The 25111-nt window shown below is 69.1% G+C and carries 21 protein-coding genes and 2 tRNA genes; 6 read left to right on the top strand and 17 right to left on the bottom strand.

What is annotated here, in order from left to right:
* Positions 1-77: 77 nt before the first annotated feature.
* Positions 78-335: a 50S ribosomal protein L27 gene (rpmA, locus tag ABD705_RS11785; RefSeq protein ID WP_344783797.1), complete on the bottom strand. Its 258-nt coding sequence runs from the start codon at positions 333-335 to the stop codon at positions 78-80.
* Positions 336-353: 18 nt separating this feature from the next.
* Positions 354-662 carry a 50S ribosomal protein L21 gene (gene rplU, locus ABD705_RS11780; RefSeq protein ID WP_344783794.1) on the bottom strand — a complete coding sequence of 103 codons (309 nt, stop codon included), beginning with the start codon at positions 660-662 and terminating at the stop codon, positions 354-356.
* Positions 663-892: 230 nt separating this feature from the next.
* On the opposite strand from rplU, the gene ABD705_RS11775 reads away from it, so the two are divergent.
* Positions 893-1159 carry a DUF4031 domain-containing protein gene (locus tag ABD705_RS11775; RefSeq protein ID WP_344783792.1) on the top strand — a complete coding sequence of 89 codons (267 nt, stop codon included), beginning with the start codon at positions 893-895 and terminating at the stop codon, positions 1157-1159.
* Between the two features lie 3 nt (positions 1160-1162).
* On the opposite strand, the gene ABD705_RS11770 is transcribed toward ABD705_RS11775, so the two are convergent.
* On the bottom strand, positions 1163-3571 hold the full coding sequence (locus tag ABD705_RS11770; RefSeq protein ID WP_425562084.1) for an Rne/Rng family ribonuclease: 2409 nt from the start codon (positions 3569-3571) through the stop codon (positions 1163-1165).
* 361 nt (positions 3572-3932) lie between these two features.
* Between ABD705_RS11770 and ABD705_RS11765 the strand changes: the two genes are divergently transcribed.
* A complete protein-coding gene (locus ABD705_RS11765) occupies positions 3933-4565 on the top strand; it encodes a vitamin K epoxide reductase family protein (RefSeq protein ID WP_344783790.1) in 633 nt (210 codons plus the stop codon).
* Between the two features lie 24 nt (positions 4566-4589).
* On the opposite strand, the gene ndk is transcribed toward ABD705_RS11765, so the two are convergent.
* The 5 genes from ndk to ABD705_RS11740 form a co-directional block, all read right to left on the bottom strand.
* Entirely contained in the window at positions 4590-5006 is a 417-nt protein-coding gene (ndk, locus tag ABD705_RS11760; RefSeq protein WP_344784271.1) for a nucleoside-diphosphate kinase, read from the bottom strand.
* Position 5007: 1 nt separating this feature from the next.
* The gene (locus tag ABD705_RS11755) at positions 5008-5448 is read right to left on the bottom strand and encodes a DUF4233 domain-containing protein (RefSeq protein WP_344783788.1); all 441 of its coding nucleotides are present in this window, start codon (positions 5446-5448) and stop codon (positions 5008-5010) included.
* Positions 5436-6788, bottom strand: a complete 1353-nt coding sequence (locus ABD705_RS11750; RefSeq protein WP_344783786.1) for a bifunctional folylpolyglutamate synthase/dihydrofolate synthase — start codon at positions 6786-6788, stop codon at positions 5436-5438. The genes ABD705_RS11755 and ABD705_RS11750 overlap by 13 nt, the downstream gene beginning before the upstream one ends.
* Complete coding sequence (ileS, locus tag ABD705_RS11745; RefSeq protein ID WP_344783784.1) at positions 6785-10195, bottom strand: isoleucine--tRNA ligase; 3411 nt, start codon at positions 10193-10195, stop codon at positions 6785-6787. Before ileS ends, ABD705_RS11750 begins: the two co-directional genes overlap by 4 nt.
* 506 nt (positions 10196-10701) lie before the next feature.
* Positions 10702-11556 carry an endonuclease domain-containing protein gene (locus tag ABD705_RS11740; protein ID WP_344783782.1) on the bottom strand — a complete coding sequence of 285 codons (855 nt, stop codon included), beginning with the start codon at positions 11554-11556 and terminating at the stop codon, positions 10702-10704.
* A gap of 318 nt (positions 11557-11874) precedes the next feature.
* On the opposite strand from ABD705_RS11740, the gene valS reads away from it, so the two are divergent.
* Both valS and ABD705_RS11730 read left to right on the top strand, forming a co-directional pair.
* Positions 11875-14454 (top strand): valine--tRNA ligase, encoded by a 2580-nt coding sequence (gene valS, locus ABD705_RS11735; protein ID WP_344783780.1) that lies wholly within the window; start codon positions 11875-11877, stop codon positions 14452-14454.
* Position 14455: 1 nt separating this feature from the next.
* Positions 14456-14698, top strand: coding sequence for a hypothetical protein (locus ABD705_RS11730; RefSeq protein ID WP_344783778.1), 243 nt, complete (start codon positions 14456-14458; stop codon positions 14696-14698).
* 10 nt (positions 14699-14708) lie between these two features.
* On the opposite strand, the gene ABD705_RS11725 is transcribed toward ABD705_RS11730, so the two are convergent.
* Together ABD705_RS11725 and ABD705_RS11720 are read right to left on the bottom strand one after the other, a co-directional pair.
* Positions 14709-14936 carry a hypothetical protein gene (locus ABD705_RS11725; protein WP_344783776.1) on the bottom strand — a complete coding sequence of 76 codons (228 nt, stop codon included), beginning with the start codon at positions 14934-14936 and terminating at the stop codon, positions 14709-14711.
* Position 14937: 1 nt separating this feature from the next.
* Positions 14938-15540: a helix-turn-helix domain-containing protein gene (locus ABD705_RS11720; protein WP_344783774.1), complete on the bottom strand. Its 603-nt coding sequence runs from the start codon at positions 15538-15540 to the stop codon at positions 14938-14940.
* Between the two features lie 84 nt (positions 15541-15624).
* Here ABD705_RS11720 and ABD705_RS11715 point away from each other — a divergent pair, with 84 nt between their 5' ends.
* Positions 15625-17670 carry a M3 family metallopeptidase gene (locus ABD705_RS11715; protein ID WP_344783772.1) on the top strand — a complete coding sequence of 682 codons (2046 nt, stop codon included), beginning with the start codon at positions 15625-15627 and terminating at the stop codon, positions 17668-17670.
* On the opposite strand, the gene clpX is transcribed toward ABD705_RS11715, so the two are convergent.
* The 5 genes from clpX to ABD705_RS11690 form a co-directional block, all read right to left on the bottom strand.
* Positions 17667-18935 carry an ATP-dependent Clp protease ATP-binding subunit ClpX gene (clpX, locus tag ABD705_RS11710; RefSeq protein ID WP_344783770.1) on the bottom strand — a complete coding sequence of 423 codons (1269 nt, stop codon included), beginning with the start codon at positions 18933-18935 and terminating at the stop codon, positions 17667-17669. The two genes, ABD705_RS11715 and clpX, sit on opposite strands and share 4 nt — an antisense overlap.
* Before the next feature lie 149 nt (positions 18936-19084).
* On the bottom strand, positions 19085-19762 hold the full coding sequence (locus ABD705_RS11705; RefSeq protein WP_344783768.1) for an ATP-dependent Clp protease proteolytic subunit: 678 nt from the start codon (positions 19760-19762) through the stop codon (positions 19085-19087).
* A complete protein-coding gene (locus ABD705_RS11700) occupies positions 19759-20367 on the bottom strand; it encodes an ATP-dependent Clp protease proteolytic subunit (protein ID WP_344783766.1) in 609 nt (202 codons plus the stop codon). Before ABD705_RS11700 ends, ABD705_RS11705 begins: the two co-directional genes overlap by 4 nt.
* Positions 20368-20497: 130 nt before the next feature.
* Positions 20498-22006 (bottom strand): trigger factor, encoded by a 1509-nt coding sequence (gene tig / locus ABD705_RS11695; RefSeq protein ID WP_344783764.1) that lies wholly within the window; start codon positions 22004-22006, stop codon positions 20498-20500.
* Between the two features lie 73 nt (positions 22007-22079).
* A tRNA-Pro gene (locus ABD705_RS11690) sits at positions 22080-22153 on the bottom strand.
* Positions 22154-22264: 111 nt separating this feature from the next.
* Here ABD705_RS11690 and ABD705_RS11685 point away from each other — a divergent pair.
* A tRNA-Gly gene (locus ABD705_RS11685) sits at positions 22265-22338 on the top strand.
* Between the two features lie 6 nt (positions 22339-22344).
* Here the strand turns inward: ABD705_RS11685 and ABD705_RS11680 are convergent.
* Both ABD705_RS11680 and ABD705_RS11675 read right to left on the bottom strand, forming a co-directional pair.
* Positions 22345-22875, bottom strand: a complete 531-nt coding sequence (locus tag ABD705_RS11680; protein ID WP_344783762.1) for a gamma carbonic anhydrase family protein — start codon at positions 22873-22875, stop codon at positions 22345-22347.
* Positions 22876-22951: 76 nt separating this feature from the next.
* A complete protein-coding gene (locus ABD705_RS11675; RefSeq protein WP_344783760.1) occupies positions 22952-25090 on the bottom strand; it encodes an acyltransferase family protein in 2139 nt (712 codons plus the stop codon).
* Positions 25091-25111: the final 21 nt, after the last annotated feature.

Genomic DNA, 25111 nt, shown 5'->3' with positions numbered 1-25111 from the left:
CTCCTTGTGTCCGCGGTGGATATGCGACGGGGGCGGGCCGAAGCCCACCCCCGTCAGAGTACGTGTGCGAGCTGTCGCTACTGCGCAGCCTCGACGATGTTGACGACCTTGCGGCCGCCCTTGGCGCCGAACTCGACCGCGCCCGCCGACAGCGCGAACAGCGTGTCGTCGCCGCCACGGCCGACGTTCACGCCCGGGTGGAAGTGGGTTCCGCGCTGGCGGACGATGATCTCGCCGGCGCTCACGGTCTGACCGCCGAAGCGCTTCACGCCCAGTCGCTGGGCATTGGAGTCGCGGCCGTTACGGGTGGAGCTTGCGCCCTTTTTGTGTGCCATGTCTGCGTCTTCCTCGGGCTATTTGATGCCGGTGATCTTGACGCGCGTGAGGTCCTGACGGTGCCCCTGGCGCTTCTTGTAGCCGGTCTTGTTCTTGAACTTCTGGATCACGATCTTCGGGCCGCGCTCCTCACCGAGCACCTCGGCGGTCACGGTCACCTTGGCGAGCGAGTCAGCGTCGCTGGTGACGGCCGCGCCGTCCACCAGCAGCAATGCCGGCAGCTCGAGCTTGTCACCGATCTTGGCCTGCTGGCGATCCAGGACGACGATCGTGCCGACCTCGACCTTTTCCTGCCGGCCGCCGGCGCGCACAACTGCGTAGACCACTTCACACCTGTTTCGTTGGGGAGCGCACGGCTCCGATTGTCTTTGCGAGACTCTGCTCTTGGGAAAGATGAAGTCCGTGGTGCCCGGGGCGGACCCGACAACACACTGCCGGGGCGGCCTGCGCGCGCCGTTTCAGACGACGAAACGCGACGCACCAGGGGTCTACTTTACCGGATGGAGGCGGTGCAGGCAAAAGGAGCCGACTGCGTGTCGCATCTAAGATCGATCCCGTGGCCGTTCTGATCGATGATCCGCGCTGGCCGGCGCATGGCCGGCTGTGGGCGCACCTGGTCTCGGACACCTCGCTGGATGAGCTGCACGCGTTCGCGCAGGCGAGCGGCATCCCCCCTCGCGCCTTCGATCTGGACCATTACGACGTGCCCGAAGAGTCCCACGCCGCACTGGTCGCGGCCGGGGCGCAGCACGTGGACGGGCATGAGCTCGTCCGACGGCTGATCGCCTCGGGCCTGCGCATTCCGGCGCGCGACCGGCGGTGAACCTCAGTCCTGAGCGGGTGTCGTGGGTACCGGCGTGCCGCTGAGTGCGGCGGTGGTGACCCGGCGCCGCGACCGGCCCTGACCCGGAGCCTTCGGCTCGGGCAGCGCACTGAGTACGGAGTCCAGCAGCAGGTCGGTCTCGGTCTTGGGCTCGGCAGAGGCCTTGTCGCGACGCTTCTTGCGCTTCTTCGGCCGGTCCGACGGCGCGCGGTCTGCGCGCGTGTGATCGGTCTCGGCGGGCAGCTCGACAGCCTGTTCGGCCGCTGCCTCCCCCTCGGGCTGATGGATCGTGGATGCCGCGATCTGGGCGAGCGCGGACTTGGCACCGGCCGTGATCACGTGCGTGCTGCCCGCGGGCGCGGTCGCCGGTGCGCTCGGCCGCGACCTGCGCGAGGCGGAACCACCGGCCGGTGCGCGGTGACGGATCACCGGGTCGTGATGGATGATGATGCCGCGGCCTGCGCAGACCTCGCACGGCTCGCTGAAGGTCTCGACCAGGCCCAACCCGATCTTCTTGCGGGTCATCTGGATCAGACCCAGCGACGTGACCTCGGCGACCTGGTGCTTGGTGCGGTCGCGGCTCAGGCACTCCACCAGGCGACGCAGCACGAGGTCGCGGTTGGACTCGAGGACCATGTCGATGAAGTCCACGACGATGATGCCGCCGATGTCGCGCAGGCGCAGCTGGCGGACGATCTCCTCCGCGGCCTCGAGGTTGTTCTTGGTGACGGTCTCTTCGAGGTTGCCGCCCGAGCCGACGAACTTGCCGGTGTTGACATCCACGACCGTCATCGCTTCGGTGCGGTCGATCACGAGCGAGCCGCCCGAGGGCAGCCAGACCTTGCGGTCCAGGGCCTTCTCGATCTGCTCGGTGATTCGGAAGTCGTCGAACGGGTCGCCGTCGCCCTCGTACCGTTCGACGCGCTCGAGCAGGTCGGGCGCGACCGCCTGCAGATACGCCTCGATCGTGCGCTGCGCGTCTTCGCCCTGGATGAGCATCTTCGAGAAGTCCTCGTTGAAGACATCGCGCACGATCTTCACCAGCAGGTCGGGCTCGCTGTGCAGCAGGATCGGTGCCTGCGCGGTCTCGATGGTGCGGCTGATGTGCTCCCACTGGGCCGTCAGCCGCTGCACGTCACGGGTCAGCTGCTCTTCGGTGGCACCCTCGGCGGCGGTGCGCACGATCACGCCGGAGGACTCCGGCAGCACCTCCTTGAGGATGCGCTTCAGGCGCGCGCGCTCAGTGTCGGGCAGCTTGCGGCTGATGCCGTTCATCGCCCCACCCGGCACGTACACGAGGTACCGGCCCGGCAGCGAGATCTGGCTGGTCAGTCGGGCGCCCTTGTGGCCGACCGGGTCCTTCGTGACCTGGACGAGCACGCGGTCGCCGGTCTTCAGCGCCAGCTCGATGCGGCGGGGCTGGTTGCCGGTCTCGACACCGTCCCAGTCGACCTCGCCGGAGTAGAGCACGGCGTTGCGGCCGCGGCCGATGTCGACGAAGGCCGCCTCCATGCTGGGCAGCACGTTCTGCACCCGGCCGAGGTACACGTTGCCGATCAGCGACGCGTCCTGGCTGCGGGCGACGTAGTGCTCGCCGAGCACCTTGTCCTCGAGCACCCCGATCTGCACCCGGCCGTTCTTGGAGCGGACGATCATCTCGCGATCCACCGACTCGCGGCGGGCGAGGAACTCGGCCTCAGTGACCACGGGGCGACGCCGGCCGGCCTCACGACCGTCACGCCGGCGCTGCTTCTTGGCCTCGAGCCGGGTCGAACCCTTGATGCGCTGCGGCTCGGTGATGACCTCGACCAGGCGCTCGCGGGGGGCACGCGGCTCGCGCTGGCCGCCGTCGTCGCGGGACTCGCCGCGGCGGCGGTTGCGCCGCCGTCCGGTGCCCTCGCCCTCGTCGGCCGGCGGTGCATCCGGCAGAGGCGGCAGCAGTTCGATCGCGGGCGCGTAGAACCGCAGGTCGGTCGAGACGATCGAGACGAACTTCTCGGGCAACAGGCCGAGGCTCACCGCGGTGACCGGCTCGGGCGCCTGCTCAGTGGATGCCTCCGGCTCGGTGGGCTCCGGCCGAGTGGATGCCTCGGCCTCGGTGGACTCCGGCCGAGTGGACGCCTCCGGCTCGGCGGACTCCGGCCGAGTGGATGCCTCGGCCTCGGCGGGAGCCGCCTGCTCGGCGAATGCGCCCACCGGGGGCGCTGCCTCCGCCTGCTCGTCGGATGCCTCCGGCCTGGCATCAGCCGCACGCGCGGTCGGCGCTGCCGACACGTCGGCGGCCGGCTCGGGCTCGGCAGGCGCCTGCGGCGCTGGGGCGGATTCGGGCTGGGCCGGGGCATCCTGCTCCGACTCGGCCTCGGGTGCGTCGGCCTGCTGGATCGCTTCAGCGTCGGGTCCGGGCGTCGTCACAGACGCCGCATCCGGTTCCTGCTGGTTGTCCAGGGCCTCGTTGTTCTCATCGACCGTCACCGGTGTACTCCTTGCGGGTGACACCGCGCGTCACCCGACGAAATCTCGTGCTGCGCCGCTCCGTGCCCTTCCGGTACGGTGCGGGGCCGCGATCTCACTTGGTCTGCAGCAGGCTCACGGCACTGACTGCGAGGGCGTTCATCGCCCGAAGTCTTCGTCGATGCTTGCTCACGGCGCGGCCGCGAGGGCATCTTGGTTCATTATCGCACTACGCGCGCGGAATGCGCGAAGCGAGCCCCGCGCGGCGGGGCGACGGCCGGTCGCAAAGCCGACGCATAGCGTGAGATGGAATAATCCAGACATGCCGCAGACGCAGACGCACACCCGGCCCATCGGCCTGGCCATCTGGCTCATCATCGCCGGGGTGATCGGCTGGTGGGCGGCGTTCCAGCTCACCGTGGAGAAGATCGCCGGGCTGGTCCACCCCGGCACCAAGGCGGGCTGCGACTTCAGCATCCTGGTGCAGTGCACCGAGAACCTGGACTCTTGGCAGGGCAGCGTGTTCGGGTTCTCGAACCCGATCATCGGGCTGGCGTGCTGGGTCGCCCCAATCGTGGTCGGCGCCGCCATCCTGGCGCACGCCCGCTTCGCGAAGTGGTTCTGGGTGCTGTTCTGGTTCGGGTTCCTGTTCGCGATCGTCTTCGTCGGCTGGCTGATCTACCAGAGCATCTTCGTCATTAACACGCTGTGCCCGTGGTGCATGGTGACCTGGTCGGTGACGATTCCGTCGTTCTTCGCGGTGACCGTGCACCTGCTGCGCTCCGGCGCCGTGCCGATCGGGGCCGCCGTGCGGCGGGTGGCGGACCGGCTGATGGCGTGGGTGCCGCTGATGACGATCGTGGCGTACGCCTTCGTCATTCTGCTCGCGCAGCTGCGTCTGGACGCCATTCCGAACGTGTGGCACACGATCGAGATCGCCCTGGGCTGGGTCTGAGCCGGCCCAACGCCGGGCGCGAGACTAGCCGAACCAGATCGACAGCTCGCGGGCGGCCGACTCGGGGCTGTCCGAGCCGTGCACGAGGTTCTGCTGCACGGCCAGGCCCCAGTCGCGGCCGTAGTCGCCGCGGATCGTGCCCGGTGCGGCCAGGGTCGGCTCGGTCGCGCCGGCGAGTGATCGGAACCCCTCGATGACGCGGTTGCCGGCGACGCGGATCGCGACCGACGGTCCCGACATCATGAACTCCAGCAGCGGCTCGTAGAACGGCTTGCCGGCGTGCTCGGCATAGTGCTTCTCGAGGCGCTCGCGGTCTGGCTCGACCAGACGCAGGTCGACCAGAGAATACCCCTTGGCCTCGACCCGGGCCAGAACCGCCCCGGTCAGTCCACGTGCCACGCCGTCCGGCTTGACGAGGATGAGAGTCTCTTCGGTGGCCATGTCATTCTCCATTCGCGGAATCCGCATCTCGCATGAGTCGGGCGTTGCGCCGATCCAGCGACGCACCCTTGATGGTGGCATACGCCCACATGCCACCGAAAATCACCGCCACCAGCGCGATCGCCGGCACCAGGAAGGTGCCCAGCGTGAGCACGACCTGCAGCAGCCAGCCCAGCACGACGCCCCAGCGGTGGCGCAGCAGCGTGCTGACGGCCAGCATCAGCACCGCCAGCACGGCGCCGCCGACGATGCCCCACCAGTCCGGCATTCCGGCCGGCAGCGACGTGAGCCCGAAGATCACCAGGCCGGCCAAGAAGACGACGACCGATTCGAACACCAGGACGATCTGGCCCAGCGACTCCTCGGCGCCGCGATGCCGGCGCACCCGGGCCGGCGGACCGGCGGGTTCGGGCGCAGGATGCTGGTCGGTCACGACTGCCATCCCGATTTCCAGTCCTCGGCGCGGGCCAGCAGCAGCGCCTGACCGGCCAGCACGATCGATCCGGCGATCACGACGGCGCGGCGGTCGGATGCCGCGGCCCATTCGCGTGCGGCCTCGGCGGCCTCGTCCAGGTTCGGGTGCACCGTCACCGGCAGACCGGCCGCCTCGACGTAGTCGGCGACCGCATCGACATCCCGGGCGCGCTCGGATTCCGGCGCCGTGGCGAACACCCGCGTGACGACGGGAGCCATCTCCGACACGATGCCGGCGGCGTCCTTGTCACTGAGCACGCCGAACACGAAGCCCCATTCGTCGAAGTCGAAGTACTCGCGCAGCGCGACCGCCAGCGAATGCGCGCCGTGCGGATTGTGCGCGGCATCCACCAGCACCGTCGGTGCGGCACCGATCAGCTGCAGCCGGCCCGGCGAGGTCGACTCGGCGAGGCCCTGAGCGACGATGTCGGCGGAGATCGGGTGGCTGGGGTCGCCGATCAGCGACTCGACGGCGGCGATGGCCAACGCCGCGTTCAAGCCCTGGTGCGCGCCGTACAGCGGCAGGTACTCGGCCTCGTACTGCCCGCCCAGCCCGCGCACCGTGATCTGCTGGCCGCCCACCGCCAGCCGCTGCTCCACGAGCGCGAACTCGTCGCCCTCGAACGCGATGGTCGCGCCCTGCGCGGCGGCCGCTTCGCGCAGCACCCGCTCGGCCTCGGGCCGCTGCCGGGACGAGACCACGGAGGCGCCCGGCTTGATGATGCCGGACTTGACGGTGGCGATCTTCTCGATCGTGTCGCCGAGCCGGTCGGCGTGGTCCATGTCGATCGGCGCGAACACCGCGACCTCGCCGTCGGCGGTGTTCGTCGAATCCCACGATCCGCCCATGCCCACCTCGAGCACCAGCACGTCCACGGGGGCGTCGGCGGCCACCACGAACGCCAGCACCGTGAGGATCTCGAAGAAGGTCAGCGCGGCGTCGCCGGCGGCCTCCAGCTCAGCGTCCACGATGTGGATGAACGGCTCGATCTCATCCCACGCGTCGGCCACGGCGCCATCGTCGGCCGGCTCGCCGTCGATCATGATGCGCTCGGTGAACCGCTCCAGGTGGGGGCTCGTGAACAGTCCGGTGCGCAGCCCGTGCGCGCGCACCAGCGACTCGATCATCCGCGCCGTGGAGGTCTTGCCGTTGGTGCCGGTGATGTGCACGACCCGGTAGGTGCGCTGCGGGTGATCCAGCAGCTCGAGCACCCGCCGTGTGCGCTCCACGCGCGGCTGCACCCACCGCTCGCCCTGGCGCTCCAGCAGCTGTGCGTAGACCGCGTCCGCGCGTTCGCGATCATTCATGCGGATGCCTCGACCTTCGTGACGGCGACCCAGAACGGGCCGGTATTGGCGTATGCGTGTGCGGGGAAGGACGCGACATGCTGCGGGGTCTGCTCGAAGGCGAACCCCGACAGCGTCTCGGCCGACCAGTTGTCGGGCTGCTCGGCCAGTTCGTCCGCGAACCCGGCATCCCGTCCGACGACCTTCAGCTCATGTGCCACGGCGAGGGTCTCGCCGGCGACATCGGCCGCCTCGAACGCGCTGCCGACCGCGTCGCCATCGGCGGCATCGGCGAACAGCAGCTCCAGGCGGATCCGGTCGCTCACGTTCAGCCCGGCGGCCTTGCGGGTGTCCTGCACGGCGCGGATGATGTCGCGTGCGAAGCCCTCGGCCTCGAGCTCAGGCGTGGTCGCCGTCTGCAGCAGCACGAACCCGCCGCCGGGCACGAGCGCGAGCGCTTCGCCGCCGTCCCGGCCGGTGGTCGCCAGCGCCAGCTCGTACTCGCCGGGCTGCAGCGCGATGCCGCCGGCGGTGACCGCGCCGTCCTGCTCGGTCCAGTCCCCCGACTTGGCGGCCTTGATGAGCTGCTGCACCGTCTTGCCCAGGCGCGGCCCCACGGCACGGGCGTTGACCGACAGCCGGTGCGTAATGCCGTATTCGGCCGCGGCGGTGTCGGTGAGCTCGACCAGGTCGACCGTCTTGACGTTGAGCTCCTCCCGGATGATCCCGTCATACGGCTCGAGCGCGGCGGCGTCGGGGACCACGACGGTCAGCCGCGCCAGCGGCAGCCGCACGCGCTTGCCCTCGCGCTTGCGCAGCGCGTTGGCCACGCTCGAGACGCCGCGGACGGCATCCATCGCGGCGCGGATGGCGACCGCCGGCGGGAACGCGCTCGCGTCGGGCCAGTCGGTCAGGTGCACGCTGCGCCCACCGGTCAGTCCCTGCCAGATGCGCTCGGTGACCAGCGGCAGCAGCGGCGCGGCGACGCGGCATACCGTCTCCAGCACCGTGTAGAGCGTGTCGAAAGCTTCGGTGCTGGCCGGGTCCGCCGCATCCGCCCCCTCCCAGAACCGGTCGCGGGAGCGCCGGATGTACCAGTTCGTCAGCGCCTCCCCGAAATCGCGCAGCCGCTCGGTGGCGGTCGTCGAGTCCAGCCCGTCCAAGTCAGCGGCGACATCCGCCACCAGCTGTCCGGTCAGCGACAGGATGTACCGGTCCAGGACATCGATCGAGTCGGTGCGCCAGGTGGCGGTGTAGCCGCCGGAGGCGTTCGCGTACGTCGCGAAGAAGTACCAGGCGTTCCACAGCGGCAGCATGAACTCGCGCACCCCGGCGCGGATGCCGTCTTCGGTCACGCTCAGGTTGCCGCCGCGCAGCACGGCCGAGCTCATCAGGAACCACCGCATCGCGTCGGAGCCGTCCCGGTCGAACACCTCGGACACGTCCGGGTAGTTGCGCAGCGACTTCGACATCTTCTGCCCGTCGCTGCCCAGCACGATGCCGTGGCAGCTGACGCCGGTGAACGCCGGGCGGTCGAACAGGGCCGTGGACAGCACGTGCATGACGTAGAACCACCCGCGGGTCTGACCGATGTACTCGACGATGAAGTCCGCCGGCGAGTGCGTGTCGAACCACTCCTGGTTCTCGAACGGGTAGTGCACCTGCGCGTAGGGCATCGACCCGGAGTCGAACCACACGTCGAAGACATCCTCGATCCGGCGCATCGTGCTCTTGCCGGTCTCATCGTCGGGGTTCGGGCGGGTGAGCTCGTCGATGTAGGGCCGGTGCAGATCCACTTGGCCGTCGGGGCCTGTCGGCAGCGTGCCGAAGTCGCGCTCGAGCTCGGCCAGCGAACCGTAGACGTCGATGCGCGGGTGCTCCGGGTCGTCACTGCGCCACACCGGGATCGGCGACCCCCAGTACCGGTTGCGGCTGATCGACCAGTCCCGCGCGCCCTCGAGCCACTTGCCGAACTGGCCCTCCTTGACGTTCTCGGGCACCCAGGTGATCTGCTGGTTGCCCGCCAGCATCCGGTCCTTGAAGTCCGTGACGCGCACGAACCAGCTCGAGACGGCACGGTAGATCAGGGGGTTGCGGCACCGCCAGCAGTGCGGGTAGGAGTGCTCGTAGCTCTGCTCGCGCAGCAGCCGGCCGCCCGCCTGCAGCAGCCGGATCAGCGGACGGTTCGCATCCATCCACAGCTGCCCCGCCACGTCGTGCACCTGCGGCAGGAACCGGCCGCCGTCGTCCAGGCTCATGATCAGCGGGATGCCGGCGGCCTGGCAGGTGCGCTGGTCGTCCTCGCCGAAGGCGGGCGCCTGGTGCACGATGCCGGTGCCGTCAGTGGTCGTCACGTAGTCGTCGACCAGGATGCGCCATGCCGGCGCCGTGCCCCACACCTCGTCGTCGGCGTAGTAGTCGAAGAGTCGGTCGTAGCGCACGTCGGCCAGCTCGGCACCGCGCACCGTGCGCGTGATGGCCGCGTGCGCGGCATCCGCGCTCTCGTAGCCGAGGTCCTTGGCATAGCCGGCGACGAGGTCGGTCGCGATCAGGTAGCCCGCGGCCGGGGTGCCTGCCGCCGTCTCGCCCTTGCCCCGGACGTCGGCCGCGCCGGCCGGTCCGGCCGGCACCACGGCGTATTGGATGTCGGGCCCGACGGCCAGGGCCAGATTGGTCGGCAGCGTCCACGGCGTGGTCGTCCATGCGAGGGCGCGCACGCCGGTCAGCCCGACGCGCGCGGCCTTGTCGCCGGTCAACGGGAAGGTCACCGTCACCGACGGGTCCTGGCGCATCTTGTAGACGTCGTCGTCCATCCGCAGCTCGTGGTTGGACAGCGGGGTCTCGTCCCGCCAGCAATATGGCAGCACGCGGTAGCCCTCGTAGGCGAGTCCCTTGTCGTACAGGGTCTTGAACGCCCACAGCACCGACTCCATGTAGGTCGTGTCGAGGGTCTTGTAGCCGCGGTCGAAGTCGACCCATCGGGCCTGCCGGGTGACATAGTCCTGCCACTCGTGGGTGTACTCGAGCACCGACTCGCGCGCCTTCGCGTTGAAGGTCGCGATGCCCATCCGCTCGATCTCCTCCTTCTCGGTGATGCCGAGCTGCTTCATCGCCTCGAGCTCCGCGGGCAGCCCGTGCGTGTCCCAGCCGAAGACGCGGTCGACCTTCTTGCCGCGCATGGTCTGGAAGCGCGGGAAGAGGTCCTTCGCATATCCGGTGAGCAGATGCCCGTAGTGCGGCAGGCCGTTGGCGAACGGCGGGCCGTCGTAGAACACCCACTCCGGCGCGCCGTCGCGCTGTGCGATGGACGCCCGAAAGGTGTCATCCTGCTCCCAGAAGTCGAGCGTGTCGCGCTCGATCGCGGGGAATCGCGGGGACGGCACAAGGTCTGCGGCAGGGCCGAAGGATGATTCACGGGGGTAGGTCATGAGGCGTCTCGCAGGGTCGTGTTCTTCGCGCTGGGACGACCTTGCGGCCGCGGTACCACCCCGCGTGAGCACACGCCCGCGGCGTGCGCTCCCCTCTCACTGCGGCTGTGACGGGCCTGCCCCGCTCGGTTCTACTGAGCTTGCGCTGTTCTTCCGAGAGCTCCCCGGTGATGGCCGGATCGGCGCTGTGCTCTCATTCTAAGGGCTTCGCCCGCGGCATCCCAGCCCGCGTACCCTCACGACGCCGCCCGCCGCCCCGCCGCCCCGCATGCCCCACAGGACACCCTGCCCGCCGCCCCGCATGCCCCACAGGACCCTGCCCGGGATCCCGTGACGCACATTCCGGTCACGCGGCAACCATGGGCGGCGCGCCCTCGGCCGGGCCGAGGAGATCTGCCGACGGGAGGACCCAAGCCGGCGCATCCATCCTCGGCTCGGCATTTCTCCTCGGCAGAGCCGAGGGATCCTGCGGAGGTGAGATACAGCCCCCGCAGCCCCGGCGCCTCTCAGGCAGCCAGATGCAGTCCCTGGGCGATGGCGGTGAGGATGCGGTCCTGGACGTCTTCCCAGTGGTTGACGACCTGGTCGTACCCGACGCGGATGACCGAGTAGCCATGAAGGATCAGCTCCGCGTCGTGCGCGATGTCGGCCGAGCGCTGCGCATCGACATGATGCCCGCCGTCGATCTGCAGCACGAGCCGATCACCGATGAGGAAGTCCGTGCGGTGCCCGTACAGCCAGACCTGGGCCCGGATGCGCAGACCGAGCCAGCTCAGCCGCTGGAACACGAAGGTCTCCAAGCCCGAATCGTGGAACGGCACAGCAGCGTCGACGATGTCGCGGGCCTGCCCACGGAACGGGAAGCGCAGCAGCATCTTCTTATCGATGAGCCGCCTGTTCAGCGCGCTCTCCCAGACGGCGAGCGCCGTCTCGTACGGCTGGCAGAGCGCGACCGCCTGCAACACATTCACCAGCGAGTCGGTCAGGACCGTCGGGTCGCGGGGCACGATCGGAGCAAACCTGTGCAGCACGGCGCCCGAAATCGCCACCATCCCCGCGTGCGGCGCGCAGGCGACGTGCGTGGTCGAGGCATCCAGAACCCACAGCCCCAGCCGTTTCGCCCCCGTTACGCACGACAGCACGACGCCCGCGCGCGCTGCCGTGCGAAGGTCACGGTCTGCGTCAGGCGTCGCAACCCACACACGTCGCTCTCGCACGAGGGCGCCGCTTCGCACAGCGGCTTCGATGTCGTGCTTGCTGGTGCCCGCGCGCACGAGCACCTGACTGCGGACAACCCCGCCCCGAGTGCGCACATCCCGCACGACGGCGTTGATCCTCTTCTGGATGTGCCCACTGTGCATGTGCCCACGATGCCGCGCACGCAGTGCGTGCGGATGCGCGTCACGCGATCTGTGGATAGGTGTCGTGCCATCCGTGGATAGACCGCACCCTGGGGAGGAACCGATCACGGCGTCCTCGCCCTCGGCCGGGCCGAGGAGATATGCCCAAGAGAGGACGGAATCCGCCAAAAGGTTCCTCGCCTCAGCCATTCTCCTTGGCTCGGCCGAGGACCCGGCGCCACCCACCGCGGCGGGCCTGCAGGGGCGGGCGGGTAGACTGGGCGGTCCACACTCAGGCACGCTCACACAGTGCCGCCTATATCGCTCAAGGAGACCCCCATGGCCGACGCATCCATCCCCGACAAGCCCGCGCTGGAGGGTCTCGAAGCGAAGTGGGATGCCGTATGGCGCGAGCAGGGCACGTACCTGTTCGACCGCGATGCGGCCAAGGCCGCCGGCCGGCAGGGCGTCTACTCGATCGACACGCCGCCGCCGACCGCATCGGGCCACCTGCACATCGGCCACGCCTTCTCCTTCACGCACACCGATGTGAAGGCCCGCTTCGAGCGGATGCGCGGCAAGACGGTCTTCTACCCGATGGGCTGGGACGACAACGGGCTGCCCACCGAGCGGCGGGTGCAGAACTACTACGGCGTGCGCTGCGACCCGAGCCTGCCGTACGACCCCGACTTCACTCCCCCGTTCGAGGGCGGTGCGGGCAAGAGCGCCAAGGCGGCCGACCAGCTGCCCATCAGCCGGCGCAACTTCATCGAGCTGTGCGAAGCGCTCACCGAAGAGGACGAGAAGCACTTCGAGGACCTGTTCCGCCAGCTCGGGCTGAGCGTGGACTGGACGCAGACCTACCGCACCATCTCGGACGCCACCATGCGCACCAGCCAGCTCGCGTTCCTGCGCAACCTGGAGCGCGGCGAGGCGTATCAGGACCTCGCGCCCACCCTGTGGGACATCGACTTCCGCTCGGCCATCGCCCAGGCCGAGCTCGAGGACCGCGAGCAGCAGGCATCCTTCCACCGCGTCGCCTTCGGCCGCTCCGACGGCGCGGGCGAGGTCCTCATCGAGACCACTCGCCCCGAGCTGCTGCCGGCCTGCGTGGCGCTGGTGGCCCACCCCGACGACGAACGCTATCAGCCGCTGTTCGGCCAGACCGTGCGCACGCCGCTGTTCGGCGTCGAGGTGCCGGTGCTGGCCCACCCTCTCGCCCAGCCCGACAAGGGAACGGGCATCGCGATGGTCTGCACGTTCGGCGACGTGACCGACATCGTCTGGTGGCGCGAGCTGCGGCTGCCCAACCGCACGATCCTCGGCAAGGACGGGCGCGTCATCGCCGAGGCACCCGACGCGGTGACGACGGATGCCGCGAAGGCGGCGTATGCGGAGCTGGCCGGCAAGACCGTGTTCAGCGCCCGCAAGCGCATCGTCGAGCTGCTCGACGAATCCGGCGATCTGAAGAACGTGTCCGCGCCGTTCAACCACGCGGTGAAGTTCTTCGAGAAGGGCGACCGGCCGCTGGAGATCGTCTCGACCCGGCAGTGGTACCTGCGCAACGGGGCCCGCGACGAGGCCGTGCGCGAGAAGCTCATCGCGCTCGGCCGGGGCATGGACTGGCATCCGGACTTCATGCGCGTGCGCTACGAGAACTGGGTGGGCGGCCTGACCGGCGACTGGCTCGTGTCACGGCAGCGGTTCTTCGGCGTGCCGATTCCGCTGTGGTACGCGCTCGACGCCGACGGCCAGCGTGACTACGGCCGTGTGCTCACTCCGGATGTCGCGGACCTGCCGATCGACCCGACGACCGACGTGCCGGCCGGCTACACCGCCGACCAGCGCGGCGTGCCCGGCGGCTTCGACGCCGAGCAGGACATCTTCGACACCTGGGCGACCTCGTCGCTGACCCCGCAGCTCGCCGGCGGCTGGCAGCGCGACGACGAGCTGTGGCACCTCGTCGCCCCGTTCGATCTGCGCCCGCAGGGGCAGGACATCATCCGCACCTGGCTGTTCTCGACGATGCTGCGCAGCGCGCTCGAGGATGACCGCGCTCCCTGGAGCGATGCCGCCATCAGTGGCTTCATCGTCGACCCCGACCGCAAGAAGATGTCGAAGTCGAAGGGCAACGTCGTCACCCCCGCCGACATCCTCGACAAGCACGGCACCGACGCGGTGCGGTACTGGGCGGCCTCGAGCCGGCTCGGCGCCGATGCCGCGTTCGACCCGCAGAACCCGACGCAGGTCAAGATCGGGCGGCGCCTGGCGATCAAGGTGCTCAACGCCGCCAAGTTCGTGCTCTCGTTCCCGGTGCCCGAGGGCGCCGAGGTGACGCATGCGCTGGATGCCTCGATGCTGACCACGCTCGACACCGTCGTGCGCGAGGCGACCGCGGCGTTCGAGGCGTACGACCACGCCCGGGCGATGGAGGTGACCGAGGCGTTCTTCTGGACCTTCTGCGACGACTACCTGGAACTGGTCAAGGAGCGCGCCTACGACCGCACCGACGTGGGCCAGGCATCCGCCGCGCTCGCGCTGCATCTCGCGCTGTCGACGCTGCTGCGGCTGCTCGCACCCGTGCTGGCCTTCGCGACGGAGGAGGCGTGGTCCTGGTTCGAGGAGGGCTCCATCCACCGCGCCGCGTGGCCGGAGCCGCTCGGCATCGAGGGCGACCCTGCGGTGCTCTCGCGCGTCGGGCAGGCGCTGATCGGCATCCGCCGGGCCAAGACCGAGGCGAAAGCGTCCCAGAAGACGCCGGTGGCGCACGTGCGCATCGCCGCCCCGGCCGATGCCCTCGCCGCGATCCGGCTCGCCGAGGGCGACCTCAAGGCCGTGGGGCGGATCGACGAGATCGCCTACGCCGAGGCCGCGGAGATCTCGGTGACCGACATCGAGCTCGCCGCCCAGGAGGCCTGACATGCAGCTGGGCACCCGCTGGGCCGCCGGCGCTGAGCCGCCCGCGCGGCTGAGCCCCGAGTTCGTCGCGCAGATCCGCGCGGTCGAGGCCGACCTCCCCCCGGATGAGGAGGGCATCGCACGGTGGACGCTGACCTGGCTGGAGGGTCGGCCCGTCGCCGAGCTCGACACCGGCGTGATCGTCGAAGTCGATCATGCCGGCCGGGTCACCGTGCGCCACGACGACGAGGACGAATTCGGCTGATCCGCAGCGCTCAGCGCAGATGCAGGCGCCGGTAGGCGTCGATCGCGTAGCGGCCGCGCTGCTGCACCGGGTCGAGGCCGCCGGCGGCCACACGCTCCACGAGCGCGCGCCGGCGCAGCATGCGCCGTCGGGCGGATGCCTCGAGGGCGCCGGCGGCGGCCAGCAGCATCCGCTCGGTGAAGGTGGGTGGTGCGAACCACTGGCGCGTCGGTACGGCGCGCGTGGTCATGGCGGTCATGTCAGTGCCCTTCCTGCGGCAGTGTGAAGACGTCGGCGCGGATGCTCACCGTGCGCACGTCGTCGCCGACCTGGTCCCGGTATTTGCCGACCACCTCGTCGATGACGGCCGTCAGCCGCGACGTCAGGTCTGCCATCTGCTCCGGAGTGAGCCGAGCGGTGGCGGTGGTGACCATGCCGTTCTGTTCGGCATCGTCGGGGTTGCGCAGACCCTCCTCGAGGTAGCGCATCAGCTGCGCGTGCCGACGGTTGAAGAACTCGGTGAGCACGAACTGCGTCGCCGCGAGGCCGGAGGGCGTCTTCAGCCCCTCGGCGCTGCCGAACGAGATCGGGCCTTTCGGCCGCTCCCACCAGCGCTCGCGCCCCGTACCGCACCCTTCCGCTTCGCGGATCAGGTCGTGCTTGGCGAGGGCCCGCAGATGATAGCTGGTCGATCCCGTCGACTCCCCGGTCAGCTCGGCGAGGCTGCTCGCCGTCTGCGGCCCGTACTGCGAGAGGATGTCGTAGATCCGCACCCGCAGCGGATGCGCCAGCGCGCGCAGCGCCCCGCCATCGATGGATCGCGGGGTGCTCTGGCCATCAGCCGGGTTCTCGTTCTCGCTCATAACTGCAAAGATATCTTTGCCACGCGATGTTTGCAAGCATTGATTTGCAATAAATCCTTTGGAGCGCCCAGTACACTGAGGATCATGACGGATGCCTCGAATCCCCTGCTCTCCCCCAGCCCGCTGCCGTACCTGCTGCCGCAGTACGCGAAGATCCGCCCGGAGCATTACCTGCCCGCGTTCGAGGAGGCGTTCGAGGAGCACCTCGCCGAGGTCGCCGCAGTCACCCGGGTGCGCTCTGCGCCGACCTTCGAGAACACGATGGCACCGCTGGAGGCCAGCGGCCGGCTGCTGGGCGATGTCGCCCGCGCGTTCTACACGGTCGCATCGGCCGATGCGACCGACGAGATCCAGGCGGTCGAAGAGACACTGGCCCCGCTGATGGCCGCGCACCAGGATGCGATTGCGCTGGACGGCGCACTGTACGCGCGGATCACGGCACTGCACGAGCAGCTCGACCGGCTCGGACTCGATGCCGAGCAGCGCTATCTGGTGCAGCGCTGGCACCGCGAGATGACGCACGCCGGCGCCGGGCTGGACGATGAGGCCAAGGCCACGCTCACCGAGCTGAACACGACGCTGTCGACCTTGACGACGACGTTCGAGAAGAACCTGCTCGCCGACACGAATGACCTGGCGGTCGTCTTCGACGATGTCGCCGAGCTCGACGGGCTGAGCGAAGCCGAACTGTCGGCGACGGCGCAGGCGGCGGCAGAGCGCGGGCTGGACGGCAAGTACCTGGTGACCCTGGTGCTGCCCACCGGGCATCCCCATCTGTCGGCGCTGACCCGCCGCGATGCGCGGGAACGGATCATGGCGGCCTCCCGCGCGCGCGGCTCGCGCGGCAATGCGCACGACAACCGCGCCGTGCTGACCCGGATCGCCCGGCTGCGCGCACAGCGCGCCGAACTGCTCGGCTACCCGTCGCACACCGCCTATGTGACCGCCGACGAGACCGCCGGAAACCCCGAGGCGGTGCGCGACCTGCTGCACCGCCTCGCGGTCCCCGCCGCCCGCAACGCGCAGCGCGAACAGGCCGCTCTGCAGGCCGCCATCGACGCCGGTGACGCCCCGTTCGCACTGGCCGCGCATGACTGGGCGTTCTACACCGAGAAGGTGCGCCAGGCCGAGTACGCGATCGACACCGCCGCGCTGCGGCCGTGGTTCGAAGCCGAACGGGTGCTGCAGGACGGCGTGTTCTACGCCGCGAACCAGCTCTACGGCGTCACCTTCACGGAACGGCCCGACCTGCACGCCTACCACCCCGACGCCCGGGTGTTCGAGGTGCACAACGCCGACGGATCCGAGCAGGGCCTGTACGTGCTCGACCTGTACACCCGCGACACCAAGCGCGGCGGCGCGTGGATGAACTCGATCGTCGACCAATCCGGCCTGCTGAACACCAAGGCCGTCGTGGTCAACAACCTCAACGTGTCCAAGCCCGCGGCCGGGCAGCGGACGCTGCTGACGCTGGACGAGGTGAACACGCTGTTCCACGAGTTCGGGCATGCCCTGCACGGACTGTTCGCCACCGTCACCTATCCGCATTTCGCAGGCACCGAGGTGTTCCGCGACTTCGTCGAGTTCCCCAGCCAGGTCAACGAGATGTGGGTCTTCTGGCCCGAGGTCGTCGACCACTACGCGCGTCACGTCGACACCGGCGAGCCGCTGCCGGCCGAGATCGTGCAGAAGCTGCAGTCCTCCGAGACGTTCAACCAGGGCTTCGCGACCAGCGAGTACCTGGCTGCCGCCTGGCTCGACCAGGCGTGGCACCTGCAGGGCGCTTCGGCGGCAGACGTCGACGTGGCGCAGTTCGAGGCGGCGGCGCTCGCCGAGATCGGGCTGGACAACCCGGTCGTGCCCACCCGGTATTCGTCGACGTACTTCGCGCACATCTTCTCAGGCGGTTACAGCGCCGGCTACTACTCGTACATCTGGAGCGAGGTGCTCGATGCCGACAGCGTGCAGTGGTTCAAGGACAACGGCGGCCTGACCCGCGCCAACGGCGACCGGTTCCGGCAGCGGCTCCTGGGCGTGGGCGGGTCCAAGGACCCGCTCGAGGCGTACCGCGACTTCCGGGGTCGGGATGCCGAGATCCAGCCGCTGCTGGATCGGCGCGGGCTGGCTTAAGCGCTCTTCTTGCGCTTCTCGCGCAGCACCAGCGTCGGGGCCGCACCCTCGACGGCGGCGCGCGTGATGACGACCTTGTCGACGTCCTGCGTGGACGGGATCTCGAACATGATCGGACCGAGCACCTCTTCGAGGATCGCGCGCAGCCCGCGCGCGCCGGTCTTGCGCTGCACGGCGAGATCGGCGATGGCCTCGAGGGCATCCTTCTCGAACTCCAGGTCGACGTCGTCGAGCTGGAACATCCGCTGATACTGCTTGACCAGGGCGTTCTTCGGGGTGGTGAGGATCTGCATCAGCGCGTCGCGGTCCAGCGGCGTGACCGACGCGACGACCGGCAGCCGGCCGATGAACTCGGGGATCAGGCCGAACTTGTGCAGGTCTTCGGGCTGCACATCGCTGAACAAGCTGAGGTCTTCGCCCTTGTCGTGCAGCGGGGCGCCGAAGCCGACGCCGTGCTTGCCCACGCGCGCCGAGATGATGTCTTCCAGGCCCGCGAACGCGCCTGCTACGATGAACAGCACGTTCGTGGTGTCGATCTGGATGAATTCCTGATGCGGATGCTTGCGCCCGCCCTGCGGCGGCACCGAGGCCACGGTGCCCTCGAGGATCTTCAGCAGCGCCTGCTGCACGCCCTCGCCGGAGACATCCCGCGTGATCGACGGGTTCTCGGCCTTGCGTGCGATCTTGTCGACCTCGTCGATGTAGATGATGCCGGTCTCGGCCCGCTTGGTGTCGAAGTCGGCCGCCTGCAGGAGCTTGAGCAGGATGTTCTCGACGTCTTCGCCGACATAGCCGGCCTCGGTCAGGGCGGTCGCATCGGCGACGGCGAACGGCACGTTCAGCCGCTTGGCCAGGGTCTGCGCCAGGTAGGTCTTGCCGCAGCCGGTGGGGCCGAGCAGCAGGATGTTGCTCTTGGCGAGCTCGATCTCTTCGGCGCGCTCTTCGGCCGACTGGATCGTGGAGTGCGCACGCACCCGCTTGTAGTGGTTGTAGACGGCCACGGCCAGGGCGCGCTTGGCGTCATCCTGCCCGACGACGTACTCCTCGAGGAATGCGAAGATCTCGCGCGGCTTCGGCAGATCGAACTCCGAGACGGTGCCGTCGGTGGACTCCGCCATTCGCTCTTCGATGATCTCGTTGCACAGCTCGACGCACTCGTCGCAGATGTACACGCCCGGGCCCGCGATCAGCTGCTGGACCTGCTTCTGGCTCTTCCCGCAGAAGGAGCACTTGAACAGGTCAGCACTTTCGCCGATACGCGCCATGGGCCGCTCCTCCGATTCTCGCGGGTCTCCGCGTCATTCGAGCCTAATCGCACCCGGGGACATCCGATCGTATTGCGACGCGCACCGCCGCGAATCCGCCGACAGCAGAACGCCCCGCCCCGGTCGGGGCGGGGCGTTCTGAGCTGCGGCTACGAGGTGATCGCGTTCTGGCCGCCGCGCTTGCGCGTGGTCAGCACCTGGTCGACCAGTCCGTACTCGACGGCCTCGGTCGCCGAGAGGATGTTGTCGCGGTCGATGTCGCCGTGGACCTGTTCGACGCTGCGCTGGGAGTGCTTGGCGAGGGTCTCCTCCAGCCACGTGCGCATCCGCAGGATCTCACGCGCCTGGATCTCGATGTCGGATGCCTGCCCCTGGCCGGCCTCGCCCACGGCGGGCTGGTGGATCAGGATCCGGGCGTTGGGCAGCGCCAGTCGCTTGCCGGGGGCGCCGGCCGACAGCAGCACGGCGGCGGCCGAAGCGGCCTGGCCGAGCACGACGGTCTGGATCTGCGGCGAGACGTACTGCATCGTGTCGTAGATCGCGGTCATGGCCGTGAACGACCCGCCCGGCGAGTTGATGTACATCACGATGTCACGGTCGGGGTCCTGGCTCTCCAGCACCAGCAGCTGCGCCATCACGTCGTCGGCGGACGCGTCGTCGACCTGCACACCGAGGAAGATCACGCGGTCTTCGAACAGCTTGTTGTACGGGTCCTGGCGCTTGTAGCCGTACGCGGTGCGCTCCTCGAACTGGGGCAGCACGTAGCGGCTGCCCGGCATCTGCAGCGCCCGAGGGACGGCGGGCAGGCCGAAGGCGGGAGTGTTCATGCGTTGTTCTCCTCAGTGTCGGCGCCGCCGGTTCCGCCGCCGCCGGCGACGTCGGTCGCGTGCTCGCGGATGTGATCGACGAAGCCGTACTCCAGCGCCTGCTCGGCGTTGAACCAGCGGTCCCGATCGCCGTCGGCATTGATCTGCTCGACGCTCTTGCCGGTCTGGCCGGCGGTGATCTCGGCGAGGCGCTTCTTCATGTCCAGGATCAGCGCGGCCTGGGTCTGGATGTCGCTGGACGTGCCGCCGAAGCCGCCGTGCGGCTGGTGCAGCAGCACCCGGGCGTTGGGCGTGATGTAGCGCTTGCCCTTCGTGCCGCTGGTCAGCAGCAGCTGGCCCATCGAGGCGGCCATCCCGATGCCGACGGTGACGATGTCGTTGGGCACGAACTGCATCGTGTCGTAGATCGCCATGCCGGCCGTGATCGAGCCACCGGGTGAATTGATGTAGAGGTAGATGTCCTGCTGGGAGTCTTCTGCGGCGAGAAGGAGGATCTTTGCGCAGATCTCGTTGGCATTGTCATCGCGCACCTCTGATCCCAGCCAGATGATGCGGTCTTTCAGTAGCCTGTCGAAGACACTCTGCGCGACAAGGGGTTCAGCCATTCCAGCTCCTGTTTCGGTTGCGTGACTTCGAATCTACCGGCGCACGCCCGCCGACCTGCCGGTGTTCGCCCTGGGCAGAGAACGAGGGCGGATGCCGCAGCATCCGCCCTCGTCCATCGGCACCGGTGACCTACTCGGCGTCGGCCTTCTTCTTGGCCGGGGCCTTCTTCGCGGCCGGCTTCTTCGCGGGCGCCTTCTTCTCGGCGGGCGCCTTCTTCTCGGCGGGCGCCTTCTTCTCGGCGGGCGCGTCGTCGGCGTCCTTCTTCGGAGCCGCCTTCTTCGCCGGGGCCTTCTTCGCGGGCTTCTCGTCGGCGGCGGCTTCCGGCGCAGCCTCGTCGGCGGCGGCATCCGCCTCGTCGTCCTCGATCGCGACGAAACCGGTCAGATCCACCGGCTTGCCGTTGCTGTCGACGACCTTGACCTTGCCCAGCACCACCGCGAGGGCCTTGTTGCGGGCGACCTCGCCGGCCAGCACCGGCAGCTGGCCGTTCTGCTGCAGCGCCTCGACGAACTCCTGCGGGGGCATGCCGTACTGCGCTGCGGACTGCACGATGTACTGGGTGAGCTCGTCCTGCGAGACCTGCACCTCATGCTTCTCGACGATCTTGTCCAGCAGCACCTGGGTGCGGAACTGCTTCTGACTGGACTCGGTGACCTCGGCGCGGTGCACGTCGTCCTCCAGCCGGCCCTCCTGCTCGAGGTGCTCGTGCACCTGGTCGAGCACCAGCTGCTCGGGCACGGGGATGTCGGCCCTGGCCAGCAGCTCTTCGACGAGCTTGTCGCGCGCAGCGGAGCCCTGACTGAACACGCCCTGCTGGCTCACGTTCTCGGCGAGCGAGGCGCGCAGCTCGGCGATGGTGTCGAACTCGCTGGCGATCTGGGCGAAGTCGTCGTCCGCCTCGGGCAGCTCGCGCTCCTTGACCGACTTGATGACCACCGAGACCTCCGCCTCTTCGCCGGCGTGGTCGCCGCCGATCAGCGTGGAGCGGAAGGTGGTCTCTTCGCCGGCGGTCAGCGACTCGATGGCCTCGTCGATGCCCTCCAGCAGCTCGCCCGAGCCGACCTCGTACGACACGCTGTCGGCGCGGTCGACCTCGTTGCCGTCGATGGTGGCCACCAGGTCGAGCTCGACGAAGTCGCCGGTCTTGGCCGGCCGGTCGACCGTGATCAGGGTGCCGAAGCGGCCGCGCAGGCGGTCCAGCTCGGCGTCGACGGCGGCCTCGTCGGTCTCGACGGGGTCGACCGTGATCGTGGTGCCCTCATAGTCGGGCAGATCGAACTCGGGACGGACGTCGACCTCGATCTCGACCTTCAGGTCGCCGGTGAAGTCCTTCTCACTCGGCCACTCGATGATCTCGGCATTGGGCCGGCCCACGATGCGCACCTCGTGGGCGGTGACGGCCTCACGGAAGAAGCCGTCCAGGCCCTCGTTGACGGCGTGCTCGATGACCGCACCACGACCCACGCGCTGGTCGATGATCGGCGCCGGAACCTTGCCCTTGCGGAAGCCGGGGATGTCGATGTCCTGCGCGATGTGCTCGTAGGCGTGCTTGACGCTCGGCTTCAGCTCATCGGGGGTGACGCTGATGTGCAGCTTCACGCGAGTCGGGCTGAGCTTCTCGACGGTGCTCGTGACCATGCCTGTTCGTTCTCCTCTGGTTTCCGCACGCATGCGCGACGGCTGAGTTCGGGGTCTGCGGGATGCCGTGACGTCGGGGCGACAGGATTTGAACCTGCGGCCTCCCGCTCCCAAAGCGGGCGCTCTACCAAGCTGAGCTACGCCCCGGGGCGCTGTGTGCCGAAACGGCCTGGGAAAGTCTAGCGGAACCGCACGTGAGCTGCCTGCGCGGGAGCGGGCGACGCGATCCGTTAGACTTGCCGACGCCGCACTGCGTGCGGGGATGTAGCTCAATGGTAGAGCCTCAGTCTTCCAAACTGATTACGCGGGTTCGATTCCCGTCATCCCCTCCACAACTCTCACCCGGCGTCGCGGTGCGCGGCGGAATGGGCGCGGTAGATCTGCGCGTTGTGCAGCAGGTCCGCCCGCTCCTTCTCGGTCAGCTCGCGGCGCACCTTGCCGGGGACGCCGGCGACCAGCGACCCGGCCGGGATCTCGGCGTGCTCGAGCACCACGGTTCCCCCCGCGATCAGGCATCCTGCGCCGATCCGGGCGCCGTTGAGCACGACCGCGCCCATGCCGACCAGCGACCCGTCGCCGATCGTGCAGCCGTGCACGACGGCGTTGTGGCCGACCGAGACATCCCGCCCCAGCACGACCGGGTAGGCGCTGTCGACGTGCACCGAGACATTGTCCTGCAGGTTGCTGCCGGCCCCGATCGTGATCGAGGAGCTGTCGCCGCGCAGCACGGCGTTGTACCAGACGCTCGCGCCTTCGGCCAGGGTGACCTTGCCGATCACCCGGGCACCGGCGGCGACGAACGCGGTGTCGTCGATCTGCGGCGTGGCGCCGCTCACGGACAGGACTGAGGCATCGCCGGAGATCGTCATGTCCCCGAGCCTAAAGCGTCGGCCGCGCCGCATCCACCCGCATTGCCGCCGCATCCACCCGCACCGCGGGAGGGGCTCAGCCGGCCGACTTCCCCGCCAGCGCATCCTTGATCGCCGCGGTGTACCACGGCTGCAGCGTGTTCAGCCACGTCACCGTGAGGTGGTCCTGGTCGCGATACATGTTCGCCCCGCCGCGCACCGGGAAGCACGTGGTCTCGTTGCAGTACGCCTTTGTGAAGTCCAGCAGCGTGACCCCGGCCACCCCGTCGGCGGCGTCGCGCACCGGGTCGCCCGCAACCAGCACCGCGGCGCGCGCCCCGGTGCAGTCGGCCTCGGGTCTGGTGCGCAGGCACTTGTTCGGGTCGGTCTCCCACACCGGGTTGTCGACCACCGTGATGATCTTCGCCCCGGCGGCCAGCTCCGGCTTCCAGGCGGCGCGGTAGCCCGCGACGGCCGCGTCGTGCGCGTCGGCGTACCCGGCCGAAGAATACGGCGTGGTCGCCAGCGCTGCGGTGAAGACCACGTCGGGATGCATCGTGGCGAGCTTGTGCTCGACGCCGGTACGCCACTGCGTGCACGCCTGGCCGAACGCGCCGGGGGTGGCCAGCGGCGTCTTGCTCCAGGGGCACGCGCCCTTGAAGAACGTGCTCAGGTGCCAGCCGCCTGCATCCGCCATCCGTTGGAACGTGGGCAGCAGCTGATAGGCGTGGCTGTCGCCGATCAGCACGATGCGCGGCGCGTCGGCGGCATCCGACCCGAAGCGGCACTCCACCGGGCGCGCGTCGTTGAGCTGCACGAAGCACTGATCGTCGTGCGGAGTGTCGGCGCCGGCGAACCCGGGGGCGGGCAGGATCTTGTCTCCGAACTCCGTGCCCGCGCAGGACGCGTCCAGCACGACGGCGGCGCCGAAGCACGCCGGCGGATTCTTCTGCACCTGCGCGATCGCCGCAACCCCGGCGTTGTAGGCGGGGGCGTTGGCCGCCCAGGCCCCGCCCGCGCTGGCCCCCACGACCACCATGGCCAGCAGCGATGTCCACAGCGTCACGCGCGCACGTCGCGTCGTGAGCACCTTCCAGTGCCGAGTCGGGTCCTCGATGAACTTCTTGGTCAGCCACGCGACCACGAAGCAGATCACCAGCAGCGCGACCCGGTGGTAGATCGTCAGGCCCCAGAACGGCACAGACGGCGCGATGATGATCAGCGGCCAGTGCCACAGGTACAGCGAGTACGAGATGTCACCGGTGAACTGCGCGGGCCGCCACGACAGCACCCGGGTCGGGTACCACCAGCGCTCGGTGTTGGATGCCGCGATCACGGCCAGTGCCCCGAACGCCGGCAGCGCCGCCGCATACCCCGGGAAGGCCGTCTGCGAGTTGAAGCTGAACCCGGTGTAGATCAGGGCGATGATGCCGGCCCAGCCCAGCACGAAGCTGGTCCATTTGCCGCGCACATGCCACGACGGCAGCAGCGCGAGCATGCCGCCGAGACCGAATTCCCACATCCGCCCGAATGTGACGAAGTAGGCCGGCGCCGGGTTGGTCAGGGTGAACACGACGCAGAAGATGAAGGATGCCACGGTGATGACCGCCAGCGTCACCAGGACCGCACCGCGGCGGCCGTGGCGCAGCCAGCGCATCGCGATCCAGGCGCCGAGCAGGATCAGCAGCGGCCACATCACATAGAACTGCTCCTCCAGCGACAGCGACCAGTAATGCTGCACAGTGGTGGCGCTGGAGTGGTTCAGGTAGTCGGCGGAGGTGAACGCCAGATACCAGTTCTCGACGTAGAACGTCGCGGCGATGATCTCCTTGACCTCGCGGGCCAGCGCCGAAGTGGGCATCAGATAGGGCGAGGCGACCGCGATCGCCGAGAACAGCGCCACGAGCAGGGATGCCGGCAGCAGGCGCCGCGCGCGGCGCGCCCAGAACTGACCCAGCCGGATGGTTCCGGTCATGCTCAGCTCGCGCCAGATGTGCGCCGTGATCAGGTAGCCCGAGATCACGAAGAACACGTCGACGCCGACATACCCGCCGGGCAGCCGGCCGGGCCAGAAGTGGTAGAGCACGACCAGCAGCACCGCGATGGCCCGCAGCCCCTGCACGTGCGGGATGAAGCGCGAGGGCTCGGCGTGCTCGGGCGACCGGTCGCGCCGCAGTCGTGGGGTGGCGGCGACCATCAGGTTCTGGGGTCCGAGGTCGTGATCGGCAGAAGGCACCCCTCGACGGTAGTCGCTTCG

The organism is Microbacterium kribbense (assembly GCF_039537285.1).
Lineage (GTDB): Bacteria > Actinomycetota > Actinomycetes > Actinomycetales > Microbacteriaceae > Microbacterium > Microbacterium kribbense.
This window is presented reverse-complemented; position numbering and strand designations above follow the sequence as displayed.

Bases quoted from the DNA above. Each gene is read 5' to 3' on its own strand.
- rpmA (WP_344783797.1), bottom strand. From the start codon at position 335: ATGGCACACAAAAAGGGCGCAAGCTCCACCCGTAACGGCCGCGACTCC.
- ABD705_RS11765 (WP_344783790.1), top strand. From the start codon at position 3,933: ATGCCGCAGACGCAGACGCACACCCGGCCCATCGGCCTGGCCATCTGG.
- ndk (WP_344784271.1), bottom strand. From the start codon at position 5,006: ATGGCCACCGAAGAGACTCTCATCCTCGTCAAGCCGGACGGCGTGGCA.
- ABD705_RS11755 (WP_344783788.1), bottom strand. From the start codon at position 5,448: ATGGCAGTCGTGACCGACCAGCATCCTGCGCCCGAACCCGCCGGTCCG.
- ABD705_RS11750 (WP_344783786.1), bottom strand. From the start codon at position 6,788: ATGAATGATCGCGAACGCGCGGACGCGGTCTACGCACAGCTGCTGGAG.
- ileS (WP_344783784.1), bottom strand. From the start codon at position 10,195: ATGACCTACCCCCGTGAATCATCCTTCGGCCCTGCCGCAGACCTTGTG.
- ABD705_RS11740 (WP_344783782.1), bottom strand. From the start codon at position 11,556: ATGCACAGTGGGCACATCCAGAAGAGGATCAACGCCGTCGTGCGGGAT.
- valS (WP_344783780.1), top strand. From the start codon at position 11,875: ATGGCCGACGCATCCATCCCCGACAAGCCCGCGCTGGAGGGTCTCGAA.
- ABD705_RS11730 (WP_344783778.1), top strand. From the start codon at position 14,456: ATGCAGCTGGGCACCCGCTGGGCCGCCGGCGCTGAGCCGCCCGCGCGG.
- ABD705_RS11725 (WP_344783776.1), bottom strand. From the start codon at position 14,936: ATGACCGCCATGACCACGCGCGCCGTACCGACGCGCCAGTGGTTCGCA.
- ABD705_RS11720 (WP_344783774.1), bottom strand. From the start codon at position 15,540: ATGAGCGAGAACGAGAACCCGGCTGATGGCCAGAGCACCCCGCGATCC.
- ABD705_RS11715 (WP_344783772.1), top strand. From the start codon at position 15,625: ATGACGGATGCCTCGAATCCCCTGCTCTCCCCCAGCCCGCTGCCGTAC.
- clpX (WP_344783770.1), bottom strand. From the start codon at position 18,935: ATGGCGCGTATCGGCGAAAGTGCTGACCTGTTCAAGTGCTCCTTCTGC.
- ABD705_RS11705 (WP_344783768.1), bottom strand. From the start codon at position 19,762: ATGAACACTCCCGCCTTCGGCCTGCCCGCCGTCCCTCGGGCGCTGCAG.
- ABD705_RS11700 (WP_344783766.1), bottom strand. From the start codon at position 20,367: ATGGCTGAACCCCTTGTCGCGCAGAGTGTCTTCGACAGGCTACTGAAA.
- tig (WP_344783764.1), bottom strand. From the start codon at position 22,006: ATGGTCACGAGCACCGTCGAGAAGCTCAGCCCGACTCGCGTGAAGCTG.
- ABD705_RS11680 (WP_344783762.1), bottom strand. From the start codon at position 22,875: ATGACGATCTCCGGCGATGCCTCAGTCCTGTCCGTGAGCGGCGCCACG.